The sequence below is a fragment of the Granulicella sp. 5B5 genome (assembly GCF_014083945.1).
GTDB lineage: Bacteria > Acidobacteriota > Terriglobia > Terriglobales > Acidobacteriaceae > Granulicella.
Genome location: NZ_CP046444.1, coordinates 517,206 through 541,023, shown reverse-complemented (window position 1 = coordinate 541,023; position 23,818 = coordinate 517,206). Strand labels below are relative to the sequence as shown.

Below are 23,818 nucleotides of genomic sequence, written 5' to 3'. Positions count from 1 at the left end.
GGTATTCATGTCGATATTGGTAGTAGGTTCGGTGGCGTTCGATTCGTTGGAGACGCCGAGTGGCAAGCGTGACCGCGTGCTGGGTGGTGCGGCGACGCACTTCGCGCTGGCGGCCAGCTTCTTTACGAAGGTGCGTGTGGTTGGTGTGGTAGGTGAGGACTTTCTGCCCGAGCATGAGGCTGTGCTGACCTCAAAGGGCGTTGACACGACCGGCATTGAGCACGTGCACGGCAAGAGCTTCCACTGGACGGGCAGCTACATAAAGGACCTCGCCGAGGCGGAGACGCTCGCGACGTACCTGAACGTCTTCGCAGACTTCGAGCCGAAGATCCCGGAGAGCTACCTTGACAGCGAGCATCTCTTCCTTGCGAACATCGACCCCGTGTTGCAGCTGCGTGTGCGCCAGGCGATGCCAAACGCGAAGCTGATTGCGGGCGACACAATGAACTATTGGATCTCCGCGCACCGGGAAAACCTTGAGCGCGTGATGAAGGAGCTGGATGTGCTCGTCATCAACGGCAAGGAAGTGCTGATGCTGAGCGACGAGACGAACTGGGTGCGCGGCGCGAAGAAGGTGCTCGCCATGGGGCCGAAGTCGCTGGTGGTGAAGTATGCCGAGCATGGCGTGGCGGGCTTCTTCTCCGAGGAGATGCTGGCGAAGATGGACCTCTGCGAGCCTGCCGAGCGCACGATCTTCCGCGCGCCGGCGACACCGGTTGAGGATGTCGTTGACCCAACGGGCGCGGGCGATTCATTCGCAGGTGGCTTCTACGGCTACATCGCCTCGCAGGGCGCGCAGAACGGCGGCAAGCTGACGCCAGAGGTCTACCGGACGGCGATGTTCTACGGCAGCGTGATGGGCTCGTTGGCGGTGGAGGCGTTCGGCACGGAGCGGCTGCAACGCACAACGCGCGAGGAGATCGACGCGCGGTTCGCCGAGTTGAAACGGATCTCGCACCTCTAGTTTTACGCATAGGTAGACGCATAGATGCCAGCAGACAAGGGGAGAGCGATGAAGAGGTCAGAGCTGGGCCGAGGGCCGACGCGTCAACTGACGGCGGTGGCACCGGGCGATCCTGAGGCTGTGCGTCCAGTGCAGCGCGGCGAGACGTATCCTGCGTTTGCCGCGGGCGTGATGCTGGCGTTCGGCGCGCTGCTCATCTGCTATGCGAAGGGATACCTGCTGCTCTATGGTGACGCCGTCGCGCACCTGGCCATCGCGCGGCGCATCATCGACTCGCATTATCCGGGGCTCGCGCAACTCGGTGGCGTGTGGCTGCCGCTGCCGCATGTGCTGATGCTGCCGTTCATCCACAGCATGCAGCTATGGCAGACAGGGTTGGCCGCTGCGCCGATGTCCACGATCAGCTTTGCGATCAGCGTTGCCGGCATGTGGCGGCTCACGCGGCGCATGATGCGTGTGCGCTGGGCGTTTGTGGCGACGTTGTTCTATGCGCTGAACGCGAACCTGCTCTACCTGGCCACGACGGCGATGACCGAGGCGTTGTACCTCGCGCTGTTTGTGTGGGTCGTGGTGGTGACGATGGAAGGCATCGCCGCGTTGCAGGAGTCGCGCGCAGCGGCTGCCAAGGGCCGTATGGTGCTGGCCGGGCTGCTGGTGCTGGGCATGGCGTTCACGCGTTACGACGGCTGGATCGTCGGTGCAGCGGTGTGGTGCTGCTTTGCGTTGACGTGGTGGAAGAGCGAGGCGAAGCTTCGCAACGAAGTGCGCATAGCTTTCACGATCTTCACCGTGTTGTGCGCAGCGGGGCCGCTGCTGTGGTTCTGGTACAACGCACACTTTGAGCATGACTGGCTGGACTTCATACGCGGGCCGTACTCGGCGAAGCAGATCGAGCATCGCACCGCGCCGCCGGGTCAGCACTATCGCGGCTGGCACAATCCGGGCTGGGCGCTGCTCTTCTACACGCGCACGTCGCAGGTGGACGCCTCGGTGTGGGAGACGGGCTTCGGCGTACTGGCCGCGGCACTCTATGGCCTGTGGCTGCAGTTGACGCGCAAGGTGTCATGGGGGCCGCGTGCGGAGCAGCCGAACGCTTCGTGGTGGTACGCGCTGCTGCTGTGGGTGCCACTGCCGTTCTATGTGTACTCGGTGGCTTATGGCTCGGTGCCGATCTTCATTCCGCAGCTTTGGCCGCATTCGTACTACAACGCGCGTTATGGCATGGAGATGCTGCCTGCGCTGGCGGTCTATGCGGCGCTCGCGGCCGAGCGGCTGGATGTGTGGCTGCGTGGCAAGACCGAAGGCTGGGCGCGCATCGGGGCGCGGTTCTGGCAGCCGCTGGCTGCGCTGCTGTGTGTGGCTAACTGCCTGGGCATGATGTACTTCACGCCGCTGGTGTTGAAGGAGGGGAAGGTCAACTCCACGACACGCGTGGCGCTGGAGCGCTCGCTGGCGTTCTCGCTGGAGCAGATGCCCGCGGACCAGCCTGTGATGATGGCGCTCTCCGCGCATGTGGGAGCGGTGCAGGTGGCCGGACGCACGCTGAACAGCATGGTCAGCGAGAACGATGAGCAGGCATTTGAGGCTGCGCTCGCTGATCCGGCACACCATGCTGCGTATGTGATTGCTATCGCCGGAGATCCCGTGGCGAAGGCCGTCGCGGCGCACCCCGACGGGCTGAAAGAGCTGGAGGTTGTCTGCACAACCGGCCAACCGTGCGCGCGCATCTACGAGAGCGAAGTGTGGAAGAGCGGCCCAGCGACCGCGAAGTAATTCTGCACAAACAGGCGAGGCCACGCCGCTCGAAGACTGGGCATCAGAGCAAGTGGACGTGAACGGGGAACGCGGCTGGGCCTTCGCTACCGGCTGAAACTGCACGTTGACAATCGAATAGCCACGAAGAACTCGCAGGTGCGAGTCCGCGGCGTTATGTCCCGATTCGGACAGCGCACGGCGCATGCAGCGAACCCAATTTGCACTTATAGGAGATGGACAATGGGAATCTTTTCTGCCGATGTAAACAGCCTGCGTGAGCTGTATCTGACAACCATGGAGCACGCACTGAACAGCGAGCGCCAGATCGCCGAAAAGGGCCTGCCTGCAATGATCGAGAAAGCCACTAACCCGCAGTTGAAGACGGCCTTCTCGCGACACCTGGAAGAGACCAAGCAGCACGTGATGCGACTGCAGGCGATTCTGGATGCCACCGAAGGCGAAGCGACTGAGGCCAAGTGCAAGGTCACGGCGGCGCTCATCGGCGAGGCCGAGTCGCAGGTCAAGGATGCCGCCAATGAGGAGATCCGCGACGTTGTGCTGATCGCCGCGGGCAACCAGGTCGAGCACCACGAGATCGCGGTCTACGGCACGCTGCGCACTTGGGCGGAGCTGCTGGGCGAGAGCGAGCACGCGGCCATCCTCGACAAGACGCTGCAGGAGGAGGAGAACGCCGATGCCGTGCTTACCGAACTGGCGGAGCGGCTGAGTGTGGCCGCGCCGGTCGCCTAACGCTTTGAACGGCTCTGGAGCGACGCCCGTCCCGCAGGTTTGGGGGGCGGGCGTCGCGGCATGTGGAACCAAGACGGGTTACGCGCATTGGGCTGAGGAAGGAATTGGCGCTGGAGAGTAGTATTCTGGCTCGATGGCGGACCAAGCGCATATTCAGATGGCGACAGACGTGCTGCTTTCCGGCAGTTCGGTGAAGCGGCTGTTGATGTCGTGCGCCATGGGCGGTGCGGTCGGCATCGAGCGCGAGTGGCGTCAGAAGGACTCCGGCCTGCGCACGAACATGCTTATCTGCATGGGCGCGGCGCTATTTACGATTATGAGCGAGGTCCTCGCCGGCGACTCGACGCCCAACAAGGGACAGGTTGCTGCCAACATCGTGCAGGGTGTCGGCTTTCTCGGCGCCGGGCTCATCCTGCACTCGAAGGTGCGGGTCTTTGGCCTAACCAGCGCAGCGACGGTGTTTGTGGTTGCGGCTATCGGGATGACGTGTGGGGCCGGGTTGTACCTTGTGTCGCTGGCGGCTACAGCGCTGGTGCTCATCGCGCTGCAGCTGGTGGGTCTGTTTGAGATGAAGCTGGCGTGGAAGCGCTACCCGATGATCTATGAGGTGCGCGCGAACGTTGGCCCCGTGCTGCCGATGAAGGTGGTCGACCAGGACCGCGCCGAGGCAATGGCGGAGGATGTGGCTGCTGCGCTGCACCGGATGCAGCGCGCGATTCTGCATGCGCTGGACTCCGCCGGTCAGCGGCTGAGCGTGCTGGAGCGCGACAACGTGGCGGGCATCGAGCGCGTGGCGTTTACTGTGATGGCGACGATGAAGACGCACAACCGCCTGCTGGCAGAGTTGCGAGCAAGCGATGCGACGGACCAGGTTGTCGCGTTCAAAGATGCGGAGGAAGAGTAGTGGGCAGTGTGAAGTTTGTGAAGGCGCATGCATGTGGCAACGATTTTCTGGTGATCGAGGAGACGGTGGCGCGAGGTCGCCACGCGGCGATGGCGCGCAAGCTCTGCGCGCGCAACACCGGCATCGGCGCAGACGGCATCGAGTTCCTCGACCGTCGCGCAGACGGTAGCCTGTTTCTGCGCCTGTTCAACGCCGATGGCAGCGAGGCGGAGTTGAGTGGCAACGGCACACGCTGCGTCGCCGCATGGCTGGCTGCGAGCGAAGGCCGCGAGAGCGTCACCCTGGGCACGCACGGCGGTTTGCGCACTTGCCGGGTGGTGGAGCGCAACGGCGCCCAGTGGTGGATTGAGAGCGGCATGGGTGTGCCGCGCGTGATGCCGCGCAGCATCGAGATCGACGGCGTTACCGGCGTGATTGAAGGCGCGATGGTCAACGTCGGCAACCCGCACTACGTCATCTTCGTCGATAACGATGAGTTCAGAAGCCACGGAATGAGCTGGCAGGAACTCGGCGCAAAGATCAGCGTCGACCCGCTTTTCAAGTTCGGCACCAATGTCGAGTTTGTGCGGGTGCACAAAGCCAATGAGATTGCATTCCGCATCTACGAGCGCGGCTGCGGGCCGACCACTTCGAGCGGCACTGGCACCTGCGCTTCGAGCGCGGCGTCGATGGTGCTGAAGAACGTCGCACGCGAGCTGACAGCGGTTGCGCAGGGCGGCTCGCAGTATGTGACCTGGCCCGCGAACGACGCGGAGATGATGCTCACCGGACCGGCAGAGATTGTCTGCACAGGTGAAGCGGAGTTTGGGGAGTAGTGTTCGTGCCATCAGCGCAAGGCCGGCAGAGGCCACGTCCGAGATTGAAGCGCGGCAGCCGCGTCGCGGTCGTGTCGCCGGCCAGCGCCGCGAAATCTGAGGCGGTGGCTGCCGGTGTCGAGCATCTGCGCGCGTTCGGGTATGAGCCTGTGGTGATGCCGCATACGCTCTCGCGCGGGCCGCTGTACTATGCGGGCACGGCTCAGGAGCGCGTTGCCGATCTGCACGCGGCGTTTGCGGATACGTCGATCGACGGCATCCTCTGCACACGCGGCGGCTGGGGCTCGGCGGAACTGCTGCCTCTGTTGGATGCGAAGCTTGTGCGCGCGCACTCAAAAACGTTCGTCGGCTACAGCGATCACACGTCTCTGCACGCATGGCTGTGGAACGAGTGTGCACTGCCGACGTACTATGCGCCGATGGTTGCGGCGGACTGGTCGAAGCAGGATGGCGTCGATGAGCGCACCTGGCGCATGGCGCTCGAAGGCGAAGACGCATGGAGCGTTGGCACTACGGATGGACTGCGTGTGCTACGCGAAGGAAGCGCCGAAGGGCGTTTGCTCGGCGGTTGTCTTTCGATTCTGTGCGAAGCGCTGGGCACACCGTGGGCGTTGAAGATCGAGGAGCCCTGCGTGCTCTTTCTCGAAGACATCGGCACCAAGCCCTACCAGTGGGACAGAATGCTGCAGCACCTGCGTTTTGCGGGGATGCTGCGCAACGTGCGCGCCGTGGTGCTCGGCGATATGAGTGCGAGCGTCGAGGAGAAGGATGTGCCGCTGGTTGAGTCTGCCTGTCTCCATGCGTTGCGCGAGTTTGAAGGACCCATCGCGATCGGGCTGCAGAGCGGACACGTGGCGCGCGCCAACCGCTCGCTGCCGCTCGGTGCGTGGGTGAAGTTGAAGGGAACGGAGTTGAGCGAGTGAGCAAGCATGTACATCTGATCGGGATCTGCGGCACGGCGATGGCGTCATTGGCGGGGATGCTGCGTACACAGGGGCACCGCGTCACGGGCTCGGACACAGCGGCCTATCCGCCGATGAGCGATCAGCTGCGCGCAATGGGCATCACCATTATGGAGCCGTACAGCGAACACAACCTGGACGAGCGGCCAGACCTCGTTGTCGTCGGCAACGCGATCTCACGCGGCAACCCGGAGTTGGAGCGCGTGCTCGATGAGCGCATTCCGATGACGAGCATGGCGGCGCTCATTCATGAGGAGTTCCTCACCGGCCGCGAGCGCCTGGTGGTCTGTGGTACGCACGGCAAGACCACCACGACCAGCATGCTCGCGTGGATCTACGAGACTGCGGCGAAGCGCGATGCGAAGTGGAAGCCGTCGTTCCTCATCGGCGGCGTGGCGGAGAACTTTGGCACCAGCTTCCATGTTGAGCCGGGCACACGGCCTTTCATTCTCGAAGGCGATGAGTACGACACAGCATTCTTCGATAAAGGCCCGAAGTTTCTGCATTACTTTCCTGACGCGGCGATCTTGACGCATGTCGAGTTCGACCACGCTGACATCTATGTGGACTTGAATGCCGTGAAGACAGCTTTCAAGCGCATGGTCAATCTCATCCCGCGGCGTGGGCGTTTGGTTGCGTTTGATGGCAGCGAGAACGTAACCGAGTGTTGTGCGAAGGCCTTCTGTGCGGTTGAGCGCTATGGCTTTGCAGTGAGCTCAATGTGGCGCGTCGTCGATCTGCAGCATGGAGCGACGATGCGCTGGACGCTGTTGCGCGAGGGCAGAGAGTTCGCGCGGTTCGCGCTGCCCATGGCCGGAGAGCACAACGCGTTGAACGCGACCGCCGCCGCGGCACTGGCGGCAGGGCAGGGCATTCCTGTTGAAGCGATTGTAGAAGCACTGGCGAGCTTCCGCAGCGTGAAGCGACGGCTCGAAGTGCGTGCCGAGGTTGCGGGCATCACCGTGATCGATGACTTTGCGCACCATCCCACGGCCATCCGCGAGACGCTGCGCGCGCTGCGGGGTGCCTATCCGGGGCGCAGGCTATGGGCGGTGCTGGAGCCGCGCTCGAATACGCTGCGACGCAGCATCTTTGAGCATGAGTTGGTGGAGTCGCTCGCGCTTGCCGATGAGGTTGCGCTCGCGGCAGTCTTCAAGAGCGAGGCGATACCGCCGGCAGAGCGGCTCGATCCTGAGCATGTGGTGGACGGTTTGCAGGCGCGCGGAGTGCCCGCGGTGTTGTGCGCCGATGCGGATGCGATCATTGCGAACGCTGCGCCGCGCATGCGCAGTGGCGATGTGGTCGCAATCCTCTCCAACGGCGGCTTCGGCGATATCTACACCAAGCTGCCGAAGGCTCTGGCTGGCTCTTAGCCATCAGCTACTGCAAAGGCAGCGACTTCTGCATCAGCACGATCTCAAGCGTCTCGCCGTTCGGCAGTGGCACGCTTGATCGTGAGCATTCAACGTATCCCTTCAGCGAGTAGAGATGCAGCCCGGTGAGCGTTGAGCCCATCTCAAAACGTGTGTAGCCCGCGGCCTGTGCGGCCTCTTCGCAATGCTTAAGCACGAGCGAGCCCAACCCGCGGCGCGCCCATGCTGGGTGCACGAAGATCGCTCGAATCTTCGCATAGTCGGTTGCAGGGTTGAGCGTGCTGGCGCTGCGCGGCGTACCGCAGACCGTTTCCGACATGGCATCGCTGCCGCATAGTGTGCTGCGATAACTCCACCCGCCGCACGCGATGAGTGTTGCCGGGTCGTCGACAGGTGTGGCGACGAAGTACGTCTGGTCGGCGATAAGCTGGCGGTCGACACCGAATGCGCTGCCGATGGAGGCATCAATCTGCGTGGGCGAGTAGTCGTTCGCCTGCAGGCCGCGCACGGAGGCTTCGACGAGCGCGAGGATAGCAGGCACATCGTCGAACGTCGCGGGGCGCAGCGCGAACTGCGTTGCCGCCTGTGCCTGTTTGAGTTCCGTCGTCATGCACAGATTGTAAACATCGCCGCAGCCAGACAGGGTATTCTGAAGGAACATGTTTGCCGCGCTTCGGATGTTGTTCGTGTTTGTGCTGCTGGGCGCTCCGGCGGCGCTGGTAGGGATTCCATGGTCCGCACTGCGCGGCAACTTCCGCACCATGTATCGCTGGGGTATGGGCGTCATCCGGCTGGGTGTGCGCTTCGGCGGCATTCGCGTGCGCGTCACCGGCACAGAGAACATCCCGCCGGGCGAGTCATGCATCTTCCTCAGCAACCATGTCTCCAACCTCGACCCACCTGTGCTGTTGCCGGTGATTCCGGGCATGACGAGTGTCTTCCTGAAGAAGTCGCTGATGAAGATCCCGCTGCTGGGCACGGCGATGCGGATGGGTAAGTTTGTGCCGGTATCGCGCGGACACTCGCGCGAAGAGGCGCAGAAGAGCGTGGAAGCCGCAGCCGACGCGCTGCATAGCGGCCTGCACATCACCATCTTTCCGGAGGGCACGCGCTCGCCCGACGGCAACCTGCTGCCGTTCAAGAAAGGCGCGTTCTTTCTCGCTGCCGAGACTGGTGCGCCGATGGTGCCAATCGTGATCTACGGCACCGCCGCAATGATGCGCAAGGGCAGCCTGAAGGTCTATCCGAAGGCCGGCATTGGTGAGGCTGTGGTGCGGTTCCTGCCGCCGATTCACCCGGCGGATTACGCCAGCAAAGAAGAGCTGATGGACGCAGTACGCTCCGCGATGGAGCGCGCGTTGGCCGAGCCTGTCAGTTCCGTATCAGCCAGTTAGTTACTTGATGTAGGCGGTATAGCCGTCGCCGGCGAGCCGTTGCTTCATCGCTTCAGCCGACGGCCTGTCATTGAACGGGCCCAGCAGCAGGTGGATGAAGTTGTCCGGGCCGGGATGCTGGCTCACGTTATAGCCCTTGGTACGCAACGCGTTCTGCAGCAGCGTTGCGTCCTCAGGGTGCGTCGCAGAGATCGCGGCGACCTGCACCCATAGCCCTTGTGGGAGTGGAGCGGCCGCGGGTGTCACTCGAGCAACAGGGGCGGCAACGGGCCTGCTGGCGGGTGCCGTTGCAGGCGTAATGTGTACGGGCTCCGGCGTGGGGACCGCAGCCGCGGACGTCGGCGCAGAAGCAGGCGTCTCTGCCGAAGCACTGGTGGACGGCGCGGCGACGGGGATGTCCGTGTGCGCGCCCGCGGGCTGTCCGGCCGCCGGCTTGAAGCCGCTGAAGTCCGCGCTGGACGATGTTGCCGAAGCGGTCGTCTCCTCCGGCGCCGGGCCGGTGGAGCGGTGTCCGCCCATCGAGTAGCCGAACCCGAAGAAGATGCCGCACAGCACAACCTGGCCGAAGAAGATGCCAAAGATCGCAGCCGAGCTCAGCGTCAGCTCGTGCTCTTTGTTGGCCAGCGTGTCGTCGCGGTAGTCGTTCTGGTCGCGGAGGTAGCTCATGGTCCTTCAACAGCAAGTGGAGTCAACAGCAGTTCCAAGGGCTCAGGCCCGTCATGGCGAAAGTGTAGCAGCGGCGGAGGCTGGTGGGCAGCGCTTTTCCGCGCCCCGAACCATCTCCATCCATGCCCCGCAATGCGACGGAGACTTCCTTCCATCGCATCGCAGCCGGGCGGTTAGTAGTGCAGGTAGAAGCCTATCTGCGGCTCGTAACTGCTGGAGTGCTTGAGGATCGTCAGGTAGTTCTGGCCGAAGTCGGGGTCCAGGTAGAACGCCTGGCGGAAGCCTGCGCGGAAGCCGAAGTGCTGGGTATCGTCGAGGTACTTCTGCACGCCGAGCGTGTAGTAGTACGTCGCGCGGGCCTGCTCAGGAGCGCCTTCGCCGCCACCGGCGGTCGGGTGGAACGCGGTCGTCCCCGCTCCGGCGCCCAGATACGGCTGCAGTCCGAAGATCGGGTGCGGCGGCGTGGCGATGTAGCCGAATGTGTACTCTTGCACCTTCGTCTGGATCTCGAATGGTGCCACAGAGTAGTGCTCTGTATAGCGGGCCTGCCCATAGTTGAACTCGAGCCCGAAGTACGGCTTCGCGATATAACGTATCGTCGCAAGCACGCCCACCGTGTTCGACCCATACTGGGTCACAGGGCCATTGCCCTGGTTGGCGACCGGCGAGACCACTGGGCCGCTTACGGTCGTGTTGTACATACCCACGGCGGTTATGCCGAGGTCGAGCCGCTCTATCTGCTTCTGGAGTGGCGTCTCGGGGACACCGGCATCGGTTTGGGCCAGAGCCACTGCGGTGGTTGCGGTGCAGGCGAACAGGAGGGCGGCATAAAGTGTCGTGGCTTTGCGGATCAAGTCTGGGAGGCTCCGGGCGCAATAGGCGCTGCAGTCATTTCCAAGAGGCCGCCTTGGCAGCATCTTTCATAGAGACCATGCACATCAGTCTCTCCATAGTCTAAACCGTCCTCTTGTTGATGCGGGCGCGCCGCGCCAGCCGGGTAAGAACCGCGGTGCCTGCCCCTATCGGCAGACCGCAGCCGAGGACGACCGGCCAGCCAGCCGGACTGCCCGCCGGCAGCTCCCGCAGCCCCACGCACAGGGCGGCCGTTGCGGCGATGGCGAACAGTATGGGGGTTGGACGCACCAGGTCCGCTGCCAGCACTGCCGCAGCCCCCATAAGCAGCAAAATTCCCTCCGTCCGCACCCCATGGTGGGCCAGGGACGCCAGCCCCAGCAGCCCGGCCAGCAACCCCAGCGCTCCCGGCACGATCGCCCCCGGGCGGTTCAGCTCGAAATAAACCAGCGCCACGCCGGCAGTCAGCAGCAGAACAGCGGCATCGGTGGGCAAAGGAAGCACGACGTTCACCTGGGCTACGGCTTCGACACCCACTGCCCGCGCTGCTGCAGTGCCAGCCGCATCGCCTGGGCGGCGGTGTCGTTGGGTTCCAGTTGCTGCGCGTGGGTCACGTCTTCGGCGCAGTCCGGCAGTTTGTTGGCGGCAAGGTCCAGCCGCGCCAGCACCATCCAGGCCGCGGCGGTCGGCTTCAGCTTGATGCTCAGGTTCGCCTCACTGCGGGCCTGCATGGCATCGCCGCTGGCATCGCGGATCTGCGCCAGCCCGGCGTGGGCATCGGCGGAGTTCGCATCGGCCTCAATCGCCGATTGAAACTCCTTCTCGGCCTCGGGCAGTAGGCCTTCGGCCAGGTACTCGTTGCCTTGCTTGGAGTATTGGGCGGCGCGCTCCGCAGGTGGCAGCGTCGCCAGCCGCATGGCACGGGTCTGGTCCAGCAGGAACGCCGCCTGCCGGAAGCTCGTCTCCGAGTAGTTGCGGCGGATGCGCTCGGCCGCGGTAAAGCTCGTATTGGGGTCGTTCGCCAGCTTCGTGTTCGGCGGCACGCTGGCCAGCTCACTGCGTAGCGCGATGGCCTCATTGTCGGTGGGCTTTAGCTTCAGCGCGTTCGCCACCGAACCGGTGGCCCCGGTCGTATCGCCGCGCCGGAACAGCGCAATCGCCAGGTTGTAGTGGTAGTCCTCATCGTTGGGGTCGGCGGCCACGGCACGCTGAAACAGAACCACACCGTCCTTGCCCTGGCGGCTCAGCGCCACGGCCTGGTTGTTCACAATCTCCGGCAGCGGCAGCCGCGTGGAGACGAACTCAAACGCGCTGGCTGCCGCGGCATAGTTGGCCGTATTGAACCGCGCCAGCCCAAGATAGAAATTCGCCTCCAGCGCCAGGCGGTCGGCGTGCGGCACCTTGGCGAGCGTGGTTGCGGCGGCGGCAAACTGTTTTTGCGCAAACTGCTCCTTGCCCAGCGCCAGCAGGGCGGCGGAGTAGTTGGGCACCAGCGATACCGCCGACTGCAGCCGCTGCAGCTTCTCCACCGTGTTGGTGGTGCTGATGCCGCGGATGTAGTCCTCAAACGCGGGCAGCGGCACCGCGCCGGGGGCGGCGAGGAACGTCGCCTCCGCCACGTTGAAGTGCGGGTCAAGGCTGCGGGCCACTCTCCACGCAATCGCGTTCTCGCCATCGAAGAGGCGGTACAGTTCAGCCGAGTCCTCCAGCGGCGAGGTCAGCGTCAGATTGTCGATCGAAAGCACGCGCGCCTGGATGGTAATGCGGCTGGTGGGCTTTGCTGTAAGGCCCGATGCGCTCTTGGCATTGCCACCACTCGAGGCCGTATCGGCCGATGCAGAATCGGATTGCACGTTGTAGCTGCCGATGATGACGAAGTTCGCATCCAGTTGCTGCGCAATGCGGATCGTCGTCGCACGCGAAGGCTGGAAGTCTGACGGCAGCCCAAGATGGTCGTAGGCGTAGACACGGTCGTCGTGCGAGATCGTCAGGAACCCCGCCGACTCCAGCCGCTTGTTCAGCGTGGCCGGGAAGGAGTCGCCGATCCAGTTCAGCGAGGCGTCCCCGGAGCGGTTATCGAAGGGCAGCACCAGCACCACCCTGCCACCGGGCATCGCCGCTGCCTGGCCCTGCGCCACGGCGGTCTCTGCGGGCCCCGGCAATAAGGCTATCCCCAGCAGAATGAGGGGGAACAGTCGGCGGGTCGCGGCGCTCAGGTGCGGGAAAGACGGCATCCTCCTGATTATAGGCGTTCAGATTTCAATCGCTGATTGCCTTTGACTTCGCGCAGGAGTCCCGTGGCGAAACTTGGCTTCCTTCGCGTCCTTGGCGGGAGAGCCTGCATATTGAACTCGCCTCTAGGGTGAAAAGAAAACCTCTATTCTGCTCCGCGGAGATGAAAATTTGTATTACTCTACTGCGAAAGCACTTTCAATTTACGGTTACGGAGGACGACCTATGCGAATCGCTGCATTCAGGCCCAAGGGGAAACTCTACCCGTTCGTCCGCACGTTTGGTGCTCCTGCTACGTTGGGGGTTTGTCTTCTTCTCTCCGCCGGCGCTCACGCGTCGCCCGACGCCAAAGCCATCGCGCTGCATAAATACGAGACCCTGAAGACGCGCGTAATGGGCAACGATCTGACCGTAAACTGGGCCGAGTTCCGCACCGTTGCCGTGGACGCAGGCATGGAGTCGAGCTTTGACTGGCACCCCACGCGCGCGCGTGTGCTCAAGGACCTCGATGCAGGCAACACCGAGTCCGCGCTTGCCGGCGCGCAGACCGTGATCGCGCACAACATGGCGAACCCCGAGGGCCATCTGCTCGCGATGATGGTCTACCAGCAGCTCGGCCTCGAGTCCGCCGCCGACCGCGAGCACAGCATCGTGGACGCCATCGTGAAGTCGATCATGTCGACCGGCGATGGCCTCTCCGTGCAGCGCGCGCTCTCGACGGTCTCGGCCAGCGAAGAGGAGTTTGTGGTGAACATGGTGCTCGACGCCGATACCGAGTCGCAGGCCTCGGTGCAGAAGGACGGCGAGAGTTTCGATCGCAGGACCGTTCGCAGCGAAGATGGCGCCGAGCATGTGCTCTGGTTCCACTCCAGCGTGCAGCCGGTCGCGGTCGCCGCCAACGTGCTGCCGCAGTAAGGCTTGACATGGCTGGTAGAATAAAGATGTAGACGAAAGCCCGGCTCCGTGCCGGGCTTTGTCGTCTTCGCTCTTTGCCAATTCAGCGTCAGATGGGGCCAGGTAACCTCTCCAATGGTTACGAGGCTAACTCCAATCCGCTGCGGATCATAGCCCCAAAACCGGGGGAGGGAGCAGGCCACTACTTCTTCGGCAGCTCCACGTAGAACGAGCTCTCCGGATACCACTGCGGCCGTAGCGGAGCGTCCGCGACGCGCACCGCCAGCTGGCTCAGCAGGCTGGTGAACTGGGCCGCCACCGCCTTGTCGACCGTCTGCTTCAGGTCGTCCGACGGTCGATGGTAGCGCGTCTTCACCCAGTCGTTGAAGGTCTTCTCCTCCGGCGAGTCGGGCGTCCAGCCGAACTTGAAGGCCAGTGCCGGGATGCCCTGCTTCACGAAGTTCACCTGGTCCGAGCGCACGAACCGGTTCTCATCCGGCTGCTTGTCGAACTGCGGCTCTACATCGTCGAGCTGGCACACGGCGCGCGCATCGTTGCCCAGCGTGGACTCGCCAAGCCCTTGGACCTCCAGGTAGCGCAACGGAAACAGCGGCAGATACATATCCATGTTCAGGTCGCCGACGATCTGCTTCTTCGGCACGGTGGGCTTGGTGGCAAAGTACTGCGAACCAAGCTCGCCGAGCTCCTCGCCCATGAACGCGACGAAGAGAATCGACCGCTTGGGCCGCGGACCGGCGGTAATGATCTTCGCGGCCTCGATCACTGAGGCGATGCCGGAGGCGTTGTCCATCGCGCCGTTGTAGATCGAGTCGCCATCGACGGGCTTGCCGACGCCGAGGTGATCGAGGTGCGCGCTGATGATGACGTACTCCTTGCGCAGCTTGTGGTCGGAGCCTTCGAGCTCGCCGATCAGGTTGGGCGAGGTGATAAACGGCTTCCGCGGTGTGATGACGATGGTCTTCGCATGCAGCGTGCCGGGCAACGGGAAGACCGGCAGCGGCTTGCCAGCGTCGGCGAGCGCCTTCAGCTCCGCAGGCGTGTGCCCGGAACCGGTGAAGAGCTTGGCCTGGCCGCTCGCGGTGAGTGTAGCGACAAGCTTCGGCCCGTCCGCTGGCTCCAGCGTGGGATCGGCGAACGCCAGTGTGGGACGCGGCGTAGTGGTAGGGCTGGGCGGAGCTCCGCGCCGTGGCGGCGCGATCTGCACGTAACCCAGTGCGCCCGCAGCCTCCAGCGCCTTCCAACGCTCACCGGCGATGCGGGCGTAGGCCCTCTGCGGGCCCAGCAGGTTCTCAGGCGCAGCGTTGTAGAAGACGACGATCTTGCCTTTGAGATCGAGCCCGGCAAGGTCGTCCACATGCTTGCGCGGCACATGCAAACCGTAGCCGATGAAGACCATCGGTGCGTCGATGGCGCCGTAGGTCGCGACGCGCGGACTGAGGACGATGTCGTCGCCCAGCGCGAAGGTGGTGCTGCCGACCTGGAAGACGGAGTTCTCTTTGTCCAGCATGAGCGGAACGAGATCGACGTCCTGCCGATAGCCGTTGACACCGGCAGGCTTGAGGCCGATGGCCTTGAACTGGTCTTCGACGTACTTCGCCGCTGCCTCGTAACCAGAGGTGCCGGTGCCACGGCCTTCGAGCTTGTCGTCCGCAAGGATCTGAACGTGTGACCACCAGGCATCACCGGCGGCATTCCAATCCTTGTTGGCGGGCTGCTGGGCGCTGAGAGGTGAAGCGAGCGCGGCGAAGAGGCAGAGAGGTGCTGCAAGGTTCCGCAAGGAGGGCATGTTGCCGATTATAGGGGGAGAGTGGCGAGCGTCAATCGGGCGCTAGTTCAGAGTGTTGCCGCCGTTCACCGCCAGAGACTGTCCGGTGATGAAACCCGCGCCGTCGCTGGCGAGGAATGCGACGGCCTTCGCAACATCCACAGGCAGGCCCATGTGCTGCATGGGAACGCCAGCGGTATAGGCATCGATCTCCCGCTGCGGCGCATCGACGTGGCGCTCGACGGGAATCCAGCCGGGCGCCACTAGGTTGACGGTGATGCCGAACGGCGCGAGTTCACGGGCCCAGGAGCGAGTGAGGCCAAGCTGCGCGCCCTTCGCTGCAACGTAGTTCGCGAAGCGTGGGTTGCCGAGCTCGAAGACCTCACTGCCGATGTTGATGACGCGGCCGAAGCCGCGCTGCTTCATACCCGGAAGGACAGCCTTGAGCAGCAGCAACGGCGACTTGACGAAGAACTCAAGCTGATCCAGGTGAGAGCGCCACGTCTGCTCTTCGATGGACTGGAACGGCTGTGGGCCGGTGGCGTTGATGACCAGGATGTCGATGGTGCCCAGCGAGGCTTCGACCTCCTGCACGAGCCGCGCGACTTCGTCTTCGTCGCGAACATCGGCCTTGAACGCAACGGCGCGGCCGCCGTACGCGGTGATCTGCTGACAGATGCCTTCGGCCGCAACCGCGCTGTTGAAGTAGTTGACGGCGACGTGCGCACCCGTTGCTGCCAGCTCAAGAGCGATCGCTGCGCCGAGGCCGCGCGAGGCGCCGGTGACGAGAACTGTGCGAGTTGTGTTTGAAATGCTCATCGTTGGCTCGCGGGAAGACGACTACTTCTTGCCGAAGACCTCACCCATCCTGCGGATCTGCGCGCCAACGCCGCGGAGCTTCTCTTCGAGCCGCTCGTAGCCGCGGTCCATGTGATAGACGCGGTCGAGGATCGATTCGCCATCGGCGACGAGCGCCGCGAGGACAAGAGCGGCTGAGGCGCGGAGGTCCGAACACATGACGGCGGCGGACTGCAGCTTCACGCCGCCACGCACGGTGGCTGTGCGGCCGCTGACGCTGATGTTCGCGCCCATGCGGTTGAGCTCGCCGACGTGCATGAATCGGTTTTCGAAGATGTTTTCTGTGATGACGGAGGTGCCTTCGGCCTGGGTCATGAGGGCCATGTACTGTGCCTGCATGTCGGTCGGGAAGCCAGGGTACTCTTCCGTGATCATGTCGTTGGGACTGAGCTTGCCACCGGAGTGGACGCGCACGTTGTCCTCGCCGATCTCGAGCTTGACGCCGCAGGCCTCGAGCTTGGAGATGACGGAGCCGAGGTGCGCCGGGTTGCAGCAGTCGACGTTGAGGTCGCCGCCGGTGATGGCACCGGCGATGAGGAAGGTGCCGGCCTCGATGCGGTCCGGGTTGATGCGGTGGCGCGCGCCGTGCAGCTTGGCGACGCCCTTGATGCGGATGGTGCTGGTGCCGGCGCCTTCAATCTGCGCTCCCATCGCGTTGAGCAGAGCAGCGAGGTCGGTGACCTCGGGTTCGCGGGCGCAGTTTTCAAAGAGGCTCTCGCCGTCGGCGAGGGCTGCTGCCATGAGCAGGTCTTCGGTGCCGGTGACGGTGATCTTGTCGAAGACGATGTGCGCGCCCTTCAGCCGGTCGGCACGGGCTTCGAGGTAGCCGTGCTCCTGGGTGATAGTGGCGCCCATTGATTCGAGGCCCTTGATGTGCAGGTCGATGGGGCGGCCACCGATGGCGCAGCCGCCTGGCATGGCGACGCGGGCCATGCCGGTGCGGGCGATGAGGGGCCCAAGCACGAGCGAGCTGGCGCGCATGGTCTTGACGATCTCGTATTTAGCGACGGGATCGGAGAGCACGGCGCACTGGATGCTGGTGCGATGTTGCGCGCGGCCGTAGCCGAGTTCGACTTCGGCACCCATGCTGGTGAGGAGCTTGCGCTCAGTCTCGATGTCCTGGACCTGCGGGATGTTTTCGAGGATGACCTCATCTTCAGTGAGGATGGCCGCGGCCATACAGGGGAGAGCGGAGTTTTTGGCTCCGGAGACCTTGATGGTGCCGAGCAGCGGGTTGCCGCCGCGAATGACGAACTTATCCATAACACCAGTGTAGATGCGGCGCTGTGGAGGAAATTGGGTTGGAGCGCGGGAGTATCCGACGCGCTAACGTGGATGAGAAAACGGCTGCTGTGAAAGCACAGCAGCCGTTCGGATGGTTACATGCGATTAGAGGCCGCTGGGCGGGGGCGGCGGGGGGCCCTGCTGCTGGGCGCCCTGCCACTGGCCGTGCATGCCGTGGGGTCCGCGGCGCATCTGGCGCATCTGCTGCATCTGGTCGGGCGTCAGGACGGAGGAAAGCTGGTCGTGGGTGCTCTTCATCAGGGCGCGCATCTGCAGGTGGGCGTCCTGCTGGGTGAGCTGGCCGTTGGAGTGGATGGCTTCCATCTGCTGGTCGCGTGTGGCGAAGATGGTGGTGAGCTTAGTGGTCTGGTCAGCGGTGAGGTTCAGGCGCTGGCTAAGGCGCTCGGCCTCACGCTGCGGGTCGGGCTGGTGGTGGCGGAAGTGGTGCGGCCCGTCAGGCGCGGGTGCGGGTTGCTGCGCGATGGCGACGCCGCCGGAGAGCGCCAGAACCAGAGTTGCTGCGAGAAGAGGACGGTTCATCGAGATGGCTCCTTGTAGCCGACGGTTGAGGAGAAGCCCGTCGCTTGGAAGGGTAAACCACGTTGTGGCGAAAAGGTTGCTGTGGCGAACGCTGCTGTCCGATTTTCCGCGTGGCACCCTCCCCCGGTTTTGAGGCTAAGATCCGCAGCCGTTTGGGGTTAGCGTCGTATACCCTTTGGGGTGCACTTTGGTCGATGCCGGGTTGACAAAGAGCAATGAGACGACAAAACCCGGCACAGGGGCCGGGTTGCGGGTGCTTCTTTCCTACCCTCTATTGTACAGGGTGTGTCAAGGGAGTGCGGTGGTAGATGGCGTATCCGGGGAGGGTGCGGACGGGGGTGAAGTCGGGCAGAAGGGCGTGGACGTAGGCGGGGAGGTTGGTGGGATCGGCGTTGAGTTGCAGGTGGGTGTTAAGGATGAGCCACTGGATGTTGCGGTGGCGGGCCTCGTCGCGGAGCTGGGTGGGGGAGTACGGGTTGGTGGTGGGGTCGAGGAGGAGAACGGGGAAGCGTGGGGTGCGGCCAGTAGCGAAGTAGAAGGGCTCCTGGCCGGGGAGGAGGACGATGCCGTCGCCGGGAGGGATGAGGGTGGCGGTGGTGCGGACGAGGTTTTCGAAGTCTGGCAGGTAGGGGCCGGGTGTGGCCATGCCGCGGAGCGCGGGGAGTGTCGCATGGGTGAAGGGGCCGGTGGGGACGCCGTAGGAGGTGCGGTCGCCGAGGTTGTTGTAGCTGAGGCGGTCCAGCGAGAGGGCGTAGAGGGTTCCGCAGACGAGGAAGGTGGCGGTAATGGTGAGTGTGAGTGGGGTTGCGAGCTGGTTCAGGGGGGCTTCGCGGAGGATGAGCACGAGAAGGAGGATGAGGATGGGCCAAAGTGCGTAGGTGGAGCCCCAGAGCTGCTGCGAGAGGAAGGTGCCGTCGATGATGGCGAGGAGCAGGAAGGGCAGCAGCGTGAGGATGGTGGGGCGGAGACGGAGTTGATAGAGGGCGAAGACGGTGGCGAGGAGGAGGAGATGCGGCCAGAGGGAGAGGAGGGCGTCGGCGCGGTCGGAGGGGTTGTCGGCGAGGAAGAAGGTGAGGGCGGCGTAGGCGAAGGGGATGAGGAGGAGGGCGATGGCGGCTCCTCTGAGTGCGGCGTTCGGCACGCGATGCGCCAGCATCGCGTGCCGAACTTTTCTTTTGGAGCGGGATATGAAACCCGAGCCTGAAGGCTCGGGGTACCTGAGCGTCGCCGCGGCCTGCGTATCCGCCGCGACTTGCACAGTCACTGCATCCTGCGCATCCGTCAAGACTCTCTGTTTATCGATTTCTGATAGATGGAGCAGGAGGATGGCGGCGAGGGAGGTGGGGACGGTCCAGCGGAGGGAGGGCTGGTGGTAGGTGCTGAGGAGTGTGGTGAGGCCGGGGAGGCGGCGCTGGGCGGCGAAGGTGATCGTCCAGTAGCGATAGTTGGTGAGGCCTACGGTAAGGTGCAGGAGGAACAGAGCGGCTGCGCTGGCGAGAGCGGCTCCGGTGAGGATGGCGAGTTGTGGTGCGATGGGTCGCTTATGGATGCGGCGGGTGATGAGGATGGCGATGATGCAGGCCATCGCGATCAGGAGGAAGGGAAGGCCGATGTTCTGCTTGAAGAAGAGCGGGAGGACGCAGGCGGCTCCGGCGAGGAGGTTGCGCATGAGGGGGCTGGCGGCGTCACCCCCCTCATGCGCGATGGAGCTGCACATGAATGGGGCACCCATGCGTTTGGGGACGGTGGGTTCGGTGCGGAGGAGGAGGTAGAGGGCGAGGAGGACGGCGAGGAGGCAGTCGGAGTCGTAGATGGGGTGCGGGTAGACGCTGTAGATGCCGAGCGGGACGAGCGTGGCGCACAGGAGTGTGACGAGGAGCCAGCGCTGGGGGAGCAGACGGAGGGCGATGCGCCAGGTGAGGAGTGTGGCGGCTCCGTTGGCGAGGGCGGCGTAGAGGATGGTGTGCCAGTAGACGCGGCCGAAGAGGCGGATGAGCACGGCCTGGATAAGGAAGGTGAGCGGCGGGTGGACGAAGGGGATGTCTCGGTAGGGGAGTTGGCCGCTGTGCTGGAAGGCCAATACGAAGCGGTAGCTGCTGTCGAGCAGGTAGGCGAGGTCCCAGAGGACGGCGACGTGGGCGTTCTGCCAGAGGGTGAAGGCGGCGGAGGCGAGGAAGAGGGCGAGGGCAGTGAGGGTGTTTGCTACAACGCTTCGGCGTCGCCAAGGGGAGAGTGTGGGCACGAGTGGATTGTATCGGGAGAGCTGGGCGAGAAGAGTGTACGAGCTGTCAGCTATGGGCTATGAGCTACGAGTTTCGGGTATGAACTGGTTAGAGCGTTTCTTGTCTGGCCATGGGGTGAGTGAGCAGAGAATCAGGATTGCGAAGAGGACGCAGGATTGGATGGGGCCTGTTGGGGTGGGCTGAAGAACGTTGAGGCTGACTAATGGGAGTGTGAGGAAGAGAAGGAGTGCAAGAGTGGCCGTCGCGGAGAAGGGCATGGTGCGTGAGGCGGCGATGGCGGTGAGCAGGAGAAGAACCGGCACGTAGAGGTGTACGAGTGTGTAGGTAAAGGAGACGGGCGGAAGGCAGACCATCGCGGCGATGAGGAAGACGATGCGGTTGAGCGAGGGAAGCGTGCGGACGCGGAGGAAGAGCAGCAGAGCGAAGGCGCCGGCGAGGAGGTAGTAGAGCGGCCTCCATGGGGCAGGCGAGGTGTGGTTGCTGAAGGCGATGTACTTGAAGGGCGAGAAGAGGCTGTGGTCGAAGGCGACTTCGACGGAGCCGGCTTTGTCGATGTAGTGGTTCTGGAAGTTGCCGAGGCCGGTGGTGAAGCCGTGGGCGGCGATGAGGAAGGTGGGGCCGGTGTAGGTGGTGGCGGCTATGAGCGCGACGGCGGCTGTGGCGAGGCCAATGAAGAAGGCACGGCGGTGCTGGCGGTGGGTGAGGAAGAGTCCGAGGAGGAGGATGGGGTAGAGCTTGATGGCTGCGGCTAGGCCGAAGAGGATGGCTGCTGGGATGGCGAGGTTTCGGCGATAGAGGATGAGGCCGAGGGCAATGAGGAGCCACAGGATGAGCTCGATGTTGGCGCGTTGGATGAGGATGATAAGCGGGAAGCTGAAGAGAGGGAGGAGCAGGAGGTATCGGGTGAGGCCGGAGGGGCGGAGATAGAGCCATGCGGCGAGGAGGGCGAGGACGGTGGTGAGCGCGGCGAGGGTGAGGTAGGTGTTGAGGGCGCTGGAGGTGTTATAGAAGAACTCGTAGATGGGCGCGGCGCCGGGCGGGTAGGCGAAGCCGGAGAAGGCGCGCGAGGTGAAGAACTTGTGCGTATGGTAGAGGGTGAAACGGCCGTGGTAGACGGTGATGTCGGCGTAGTTGGGGCCGGGCGGGAAGAGAACGCTGTGCGGGGTGAAGAGCGGGAGCAGCCAGAGGAGTGCAGCCGCTGTCGCAGCTAGAAGGAGAACTGCACGGGGCCAGCGGGGATGGGTTGTGGCATTGAGCCGCAAGGCTTGCTCTCCCTCCTGGGCTGAAGCCCCTGCTGTTTATCGAGGTCTGACGTGCGGGCTGAAGCCTGTACCCTTCAAAGCTGATCGCGGAGGTTTCTGATTGCTAGAGTTCGAGGCGGGAGTCGTCGATGGCGAGGCGGACGTTGCCGTCGGATTGCTGGAGGCGGCGGACGGCTTCCATCTTGTCGACGTTGGCCTTGAGCATGACGACGGCGATGGGGATGGACTTGCCGGCGGACTTGATGGTCCGGATGGCCGTCTCGCGGTCGATGTTGCAGACCTTCATGAGGACGTTGATGCCGCGCTCGACGAGCTTGGCGTTCTTCATGTGCACGTTCACCATCAGGTTGTCGTAGACGTAGCCGAGGCGAGTCATGGCGCCGGTGGTGATCATGTTGAGGATCATCTTCTGGGCGGAAGAGGCCTTCATTCGGGTGGAGCCGGAGATGACCTCGGGACCGACTTCGGCGCAGATAGTGATGTCGGCGACCTGGGAGAGGTCGGAGTTGGGATTGCAGGTGATGGCGGCGGTTTTGGCGCCGCGGGCGCGGGCGTACTCGGTTGCACCGACGACATAGGGGGTGCGGCCGGAGGCGGAGACGCCGATGACGATGTCTTTGCGCGTGGGACGGCGGCGGGCGATGTCGCGCTGGCCGATCTCGGGGGAGTCTTCGTTGACGTCCGAGGCAGAGGCGAGGGCCTTGGGGCCGCCGGCCATGATGTACTGCACCTGCTGCGGGGCGGTCGAGAAGGTGGGGGGACACTCGGAGGCGTCGAGTGCGGCGATGCGGCCCGAGGAGCCGGCGCCGACGTAGATGAGCCGGCCGCCGTCGCGGAGGCTGCGGGCTACGATGTCGATGACCTGGGCTATTTCGGGGAGAGCTTTTTTAACGGCGGCTGCGACTTTCGCGTCTTCGTGGTTGATGATGCGGGCGATGTCGATGGCGGATTTGGTGTCGAGGCCGTGGGAGGCTTCGTTGGGGAGCTCAGTGGGGAGGCTCTGTAGATCCGCGGTTGGCCGTGTGAGGGGCTTCTCGATCGGGGTGGTGGAGGACATAGGTGTGCAGTCTGGTAACGAATTGACCCGTAAATCTGATACTAAATCATGAAGGCAACGGGATGTGGTCTGGCAGGTTGCGAAGGGCTCAGGCTATGTTCGCATAACTGAAGGAGGATGGATGACGGCAAAGGCTTTTGTGGCGTGGATTGTGATGATGGGTGGGCTAACGCTGCAGGCGGGGGCGCAGACGGATTGTCCAAAGATAACTGTGGACAAAGGGCTTGAAACCCAGGTGCAACAGATGGTCGATGCCCGGGTGACGGCCAAGCAGGGGCGGACTGCGTTCTATGCTGTCCAATTGAATACGGGCAAGACGGTGGGGGTGGATGCCGATATGCCCGTACAGACGGCTTCGGTGATCAAGCTGGCGATTTTGTACGAGGCGATGATCGAGGTGCGGGCAGGGAAGGCGAAGTGGGATGAGAAGATCACGCTGCATCCGGGGGAGGCGGTACCGGGGTCGGGGATGCTGCTGTTCTTCGATACGCCGCTGACGATTACGCTGAAGGACGCGCTGACGTTCATGGTGATTGTGAGCGACAACACGGCGACGAACCTGATGATCGACCGGTTCGGGTTGGATGCGATCAATGCGCGGGTGGAGTCGCTGGGGCTGAAGAACACGCACCTGTACAAGAAGGTGTTCAAGCCGGCGACGGGGCCGATGCCGGCTGACCAGCCGAAGTTTGGGCTGGGAAAGACGACGCCAAGGGAGATGGCGACGTTGATGAGCTACATCGGCGAGTGCCGGATGCAGACGGGGGTGAGCGATGGCAAGCCGGTGTTCCATGTGACGGATGATGCTGATCGCGCGGTGTGCTCGGTGGCGCTGAATATGCTGAAGGACCAGTTCTATAGGGAGACGGTGCCGCGGTATCTGGAGAGTGCGGATTCGACGACGAATGGTGTGGCGATCGCGAGCAAGACGGGGTCGCTGGATGCGGTGCGGAACGATGTCGCGATTGTGGCGGGCAAGACGGGGCCGATGGTGCTGGCGATCTTTACCTATGACAACGCGGACCATGGATGGACGGTCGATAACGAGGGTGAGGTGTCGATTGCGAAGTTGGCGAAGGTGATTGTGAATGGGTGGTCGCCGTTGGGGCTGGATGGCAAGCCGCTGGTGACCGGGCTGGGCATGGGCGCGCAGGCGGGTTGCCCGGTGTCTGAAAGTGCAGCGGGGCCTGGGGTGTAGACGAGATGTGGAAAAGATCGTCTAAGCTA

Annotated in this window: 22 protein-coding genes; 10 read left to right on the top strand and 12 right to left on the bottom strand. The window is 63.7% G+C overall.

Annotation, left to right across the window (positions count from 1 at the left end; all coding sequences use genetic code 11):
• Positions 1–7: 7 nt before the first annotated feature.
• The 7 genes from GOB94_RS02355 to mpl all read left to right on the top strand — a co-directional run bounded on the left by GOB94_RS02355 (position 8) and on the right by mpl (position 7,523).
• On the top strand, positions 8–964 hold the full coding sequence (locus tag GOB94_RS02355; RefSeq protein WP_182277334.1) for a PfkB family carbohydrate kinase: 957 nt from the start codon (positions 8–10) through the stop codon (positions 962–964).
• Positions 965–1,012: 48 nt separating this feature from the next.
• On the top strand, positions 1,013–2,737 hold the full coding sequence (locus tag GOB94_RS02350) for a hypothetical protein (RefSeq protein ID WP_182277333.1): 1,725 nt from the start codon (positions 1,013–1,015) through the stop codon (positions 2,735–2,737).
• A 222-nt stretch (positions 2,738–2,959) separates the two neighbouring features.
• Entirely contained in the window at positions 2,960–3,469 is a 510-nt protein-coding gene (locus GOB94_RS02345; RefSeq protein WP_182277332.1) for a ferritin-like domain-containing protein, read from the top strand.
• A 133-nt stretch (positions 3,470–3,602) separates the two neighbouring features.
• A complete protein-coding gene (locus tag GOB94_RS02340; RefSeq protein ID WP_182277331.1) occupies positions 3,603–4,373 on the top strand; it encodes an MgtC/SapB family protein in 771 nt (256 codons plus the stop codon).
• Between the two features lie 8 nt (positions 4,374–4,381).
• Entirely contained in the window at positions 4,382–5,188 is an 807-nt protein-coding gene (gene dapF, locus GOB94_RS02335) for a diaminopimelate epimerase (protein WP_346265639.1), read from the top strand.
• 5 nt (positions 5,189–5,193) lie between these two features.
• Complete coding sequence (locus GOB94_RS02330) at positions 5,194–6,111, top strand: LD-carboxypeptidase (RefSeq protein WP_182277329.1); 918 nt, start codon at positions 5,194–5,196, stop codon at positions 6,109–6,111.
• A 38-nt stretch (positions 6,112–6,149) separates the two neighbouring features.
• On the top strand, positions 6,150–7,523 hold the full coding sequence (gene mpl / locus GOB94_RS02325) for a UDP-N-acetylmuramate:L-alanyl-gamma-D-glutamyl-meso-diaminopimelate ligase (RefSeq protein WP_255484373.1): 1,374 nt from the start codon (positions 6,150–6,152) through the stop codon (positions 7,521–7,523).
• A gap of 7 nt (positions 7,524–7,530) precedes the next feature.
• On the opposite strand, the gene GOB94_RS02320 is transcribed toward mpl, so the two are convergent.
• Positions 7,531–8,133: a GNAT family N-acetyltransferase gene (locus tag GOB94_RS02320; RefSeq protein ID WP_182277327.1), complete on the bottom strand. Its 603-nt coding sequence runs from the start codon at positions 8,131–8,133 to the stop codon at positions 7,531–7,533.
• Between the two features lie 49 nt (positions 8,134–8,182).
• Between GOB94_RS02320 and GOB94_RS02315 the strand changes: the two genes are divergently transcribed.
• Positions 8,183–8,917, top strand: a complete 735-nt coding sequence (locus GOB94_RS02315; protein ID WP_255484169.1) for a lysophospholipid acyltransferase family protein — start codon at positions 8,183–8,185, stop codon at positions 8,915–8,917.
• Here the strand turns inward: GOB94_RS02315 and GOB94_RS02310 are convergent, their stop codons facing one another.
• The 4 genes from GOB94_RS02310 to GOB94_RS02295 all read right to left on the bottom strand — a co-directional run bounded on the left by GOB94_RS02310 (position 8,918) and on the right by GOB94_RS02295 (position 12,669).
• The gene (locus tag GOB94_RS02310; protein ID WP_182277326.1) at positions 8,918–9,583 is read right to left on the bottom strand and encodes an SPOR domain-containing protein; all 666 of its coding nucleotides are present in this window, start codon (positions 9,581–9,583) and stop codon (positions 8,918–8,920) included.
• Between the two features lie 173 nt (positions 9,584–9,756).
• Positions 9,757–10,437 (bottom strand): outer membrane beta-barrel protein, encoded by a 681-nt coding sequence (locus tag GOB94_RS02305; protein WP_182277325.1) that lies wholly within the window; start codon positions 10,435–10,437, stop codon positions 9,757–9,759.
• 100 nt (positions 10,438–10,537) lie between these two features.
• Positions 10,538–10,939, bottom strand: coding sequence for a hypothetical protein (locus GOB94_RS02300; RefSeq protein WP_182277324.1), 402 nt, complete (start codon positions 10,937–10,939; stop codon positions 10,538–10,540).
• Positions 10,940–10,953: 14 nt separating this feature from the next.
• Positions 10,954–12,669, bottom strand: a complete 1,716-nt coding sequence (locus GOB94_RS02295) for a tetratricopeptide repeat protein (protein WP_220464978.1) — start codon at positions 12,667–12,669, stop codon at positions 10,954–10,956.
• Positions 12,670–12,892: 223 nt separating this feature from the next.
• Here GOB94_RS02295 and GOB94_RS02290 point away from each other — a divergent pair, with 223 nt between their 5' ends.
• The gene (locus GOB94_RS02290) at positions 12,893–13,582 is read left to right on the top strand and encodes a hypothetical protein (RefSeq protein ID WP_182277323.1); all 690 of its coding nucleotides are present in this window, start codon (positions 12,893–12,895) and stop codon (positions 13,580–13,582) included.
• Positions 13,583–13,763: 181 nt separating this feature from the next.
• On the opposite strand, the gene GOB94_RS02285 is transcribed toward GOB94_RS02290, so the two are convergent.
• From GOB94_RS02285 to murQ, 7 genes are all read right to left on the bottom strand, one after another.
• Positions 13,764–15,368 carry a M28 family peptidase gene (locus GOB94_RS02285; RefSeq protein WP_255484168.1) on the bottom strand — a complete coding sequence of 535 codons (1,605 nt, stop codon included), beginning with the start codon at positions 15,366–15,368 and terminating at the stop codon, positions 13,764–13,766.
• 42 nt (positions 15,369–15,410) lie between these two features.
• A complete protein-coding gene (locus GOB94_RS02280) occupies positions 15,411–16,166 on the bottom strand; it encodes an SDR family oxidoreductase (protein ID WP_182277322.1) in 756 nt (251 codons plus the stop codon).
• A 21-nt stretch (positions 16,167–16,187) separates the two neighbouring features.
• A complete protein-coding gene (murA, locus tag GOB94_RS02275; RefSeq protein ID WP_182277321.1) occupies positions 16,188–17,468 on the bottom strand; it encodes a UDP-N-acetylglucosamine 1-carboxyvinyltransferase in 1,281 nt (426 codons plus the stop codon).
• Positions 17,469–17,594: 126 nt separating this feature from the next.
• A complete protein-coding gene (locus GOB94_RS02270; protein WP_182277320.1) occupies positions 17,595–18,029 on the bottom strand; it encodes a hypothetical protein in 435 nt (144 codons plus the stop codon).
• A gap of 271 nt (positions 18,030–18,300) precedes the next feature.
• Positions 18,301–20,271, bottom strand: coding sequence for a glycosyltransferase family 39 protein (locus GOB94_RS02265; protein WP_182277319.1), 1,971 nt, complete (start codon positions 20,269–20,271; stop codon positions 18,301–18,303).
• Between the two features lie 57 nt (positions 20,272–20,328).
• A complete protein-coding gene (locus GOB94_RS02260; RefSeq protein WP_182277318.1) occupies positions 20,329–21,534 on the bottom strand; it encodes a glycosyltransferase family 87 protein in 1,206 nt (401 codons plus the stop codon).
• 103 nt (positions 21,535–21,637) lie between these two features.
• A complete protein-coding gene (murQ, locus tag GOB94_RS02255; RefSeq protein ID WP_182277317.1) occupies positions 21,638–22,591 on the bottom strand; it encodes an N-acetylmuramic acid 6-phosphate etherase in 954 nt (317 codons plus the stop codon).
• A gap of 121 nt (positions 22,592–22,712) precedes the next feature.
• Between murQ and GOB94_RS02250 the strand changes: the two genes are divergently transcribed.
• Complete coding sequence (locus GOB94_RS02250) at positions 22,713–23,789, top strand: serine hydrolase (RefSeq protein WP_255484167.1); 1,077 nt, start codon at positions 22,713–22,715, stop codon at positions 23,787–23,789.
• The last annotated feature ends 29 nt before the right edge of the window (positions 23,790–23,818 follow it).

Coding starts and splice junctions, on each gene's coding strand:
- GOB94_RS02355 (WP_182277334.1), top strand. CDS start 8: ATGTCGATATTGGTAGTAGGTTCGGTGGCGTTCGATTCGTTGGAGACG.
- GOB94_RS02350 (WP_182277333.1), top strand. CDS start 1,013: ATGAAGAGGTCAGAGCTGGGCCGAGGGCCGACGCGTCAACTGACGGCG.
- GOB94_RS02345 (WP_182277332.1), top strand. CDS start 2,960: ATGGGAATCTTTTCTGCCGATGTAAACAGCCTGCGTGAGCTGTATCTG.
- GOB94_RS02340 (WP_182277331.1), top strand. CDS start 3,603: ATGGCGGACCAAGCGCATATTCAGATGGCGACAGACGTGCTGCTTTCC.
- mpl (WP_255484373.1), top strand. CDS start 6,150: ATGGCGTCATTGGCGGGGATGCTGCGTACACAGGGGCACCGCGTCACG.
- GOB94_RS02320 (WP_182277327.1), bottom strand. CDS start 8,133: ATGACGACGGAACTCAAACAGGCACAGGCGGCAACGCAGTTCGCGCTG.
- GOB94_RS02315 (WP_255484169.1), top strand. CDS start 8,183: ATGTTTGCCGCGCTTCGGATGTTGTTCGTGTTTGTGCTGCTGGGCGCT.
- GOB94_RS02310 (WP_182277326.1), bottom strand. CDS start 9,583: ATGAGCTACCTCCGCGACCAGAACGACTACCGCGACGACACGCTGGCC.
- GOB94_RS02295 (WP_220464978.1), bottom strand. CDS start 12,669: ATGCCGTCTTTCCCGCACCTGAGCGCCGCGACCCGCCGACTGTTCCCC.
- GOB94_RS02290 (WP_182277323.1), top strand. CDS start 12,893: ATGCGAATCGCTGCATTCAGGCCCAAGGGGAAACTCTACCCGTTCGTC.
- GOB94_RS02285 (WP_255484168.1), bottom strand. CDS start 15,368: ATGCCCTCCTTGCGGAACCTTGCAGCACCTCTCTGCCTCTTCGCCGCG.
- GOB94_RS02280 (WP_182277322.1), bottom strand. CDS start 16,166: ATGAGCATTTCAAACACAACTCGCACAGTTCTCGTCACCGGCGCCTCG.
- murA (WP_182277321.1), bottom strand. CDS start 17,468: ATGGATAAGTTCGTCATTCGCGGCGGCAACCCGCTGCTCGGCACCATC.
- GOB94_RS02270 (WP_182277320.1), bottom strand. CDS start 18,029: ATGAACCGTCCTCTTCTCGCAGCAACTCTGGTTCTGGCGCTCTCCGGC.
- murQ (WP_182277317.1), bottom strand. CDS start 22,591: ATGTCCTCCACCACCCCGATCGAGAAGCCCCTCACACGGCCAACCGCG.
- GOB94_RS02250 (WP_255484167.1), top strand. CDS start 22,713: ATGACGGCAAAGGCTTTTGTGGCGTGGATTGTGATGATGGGTGGGCTA.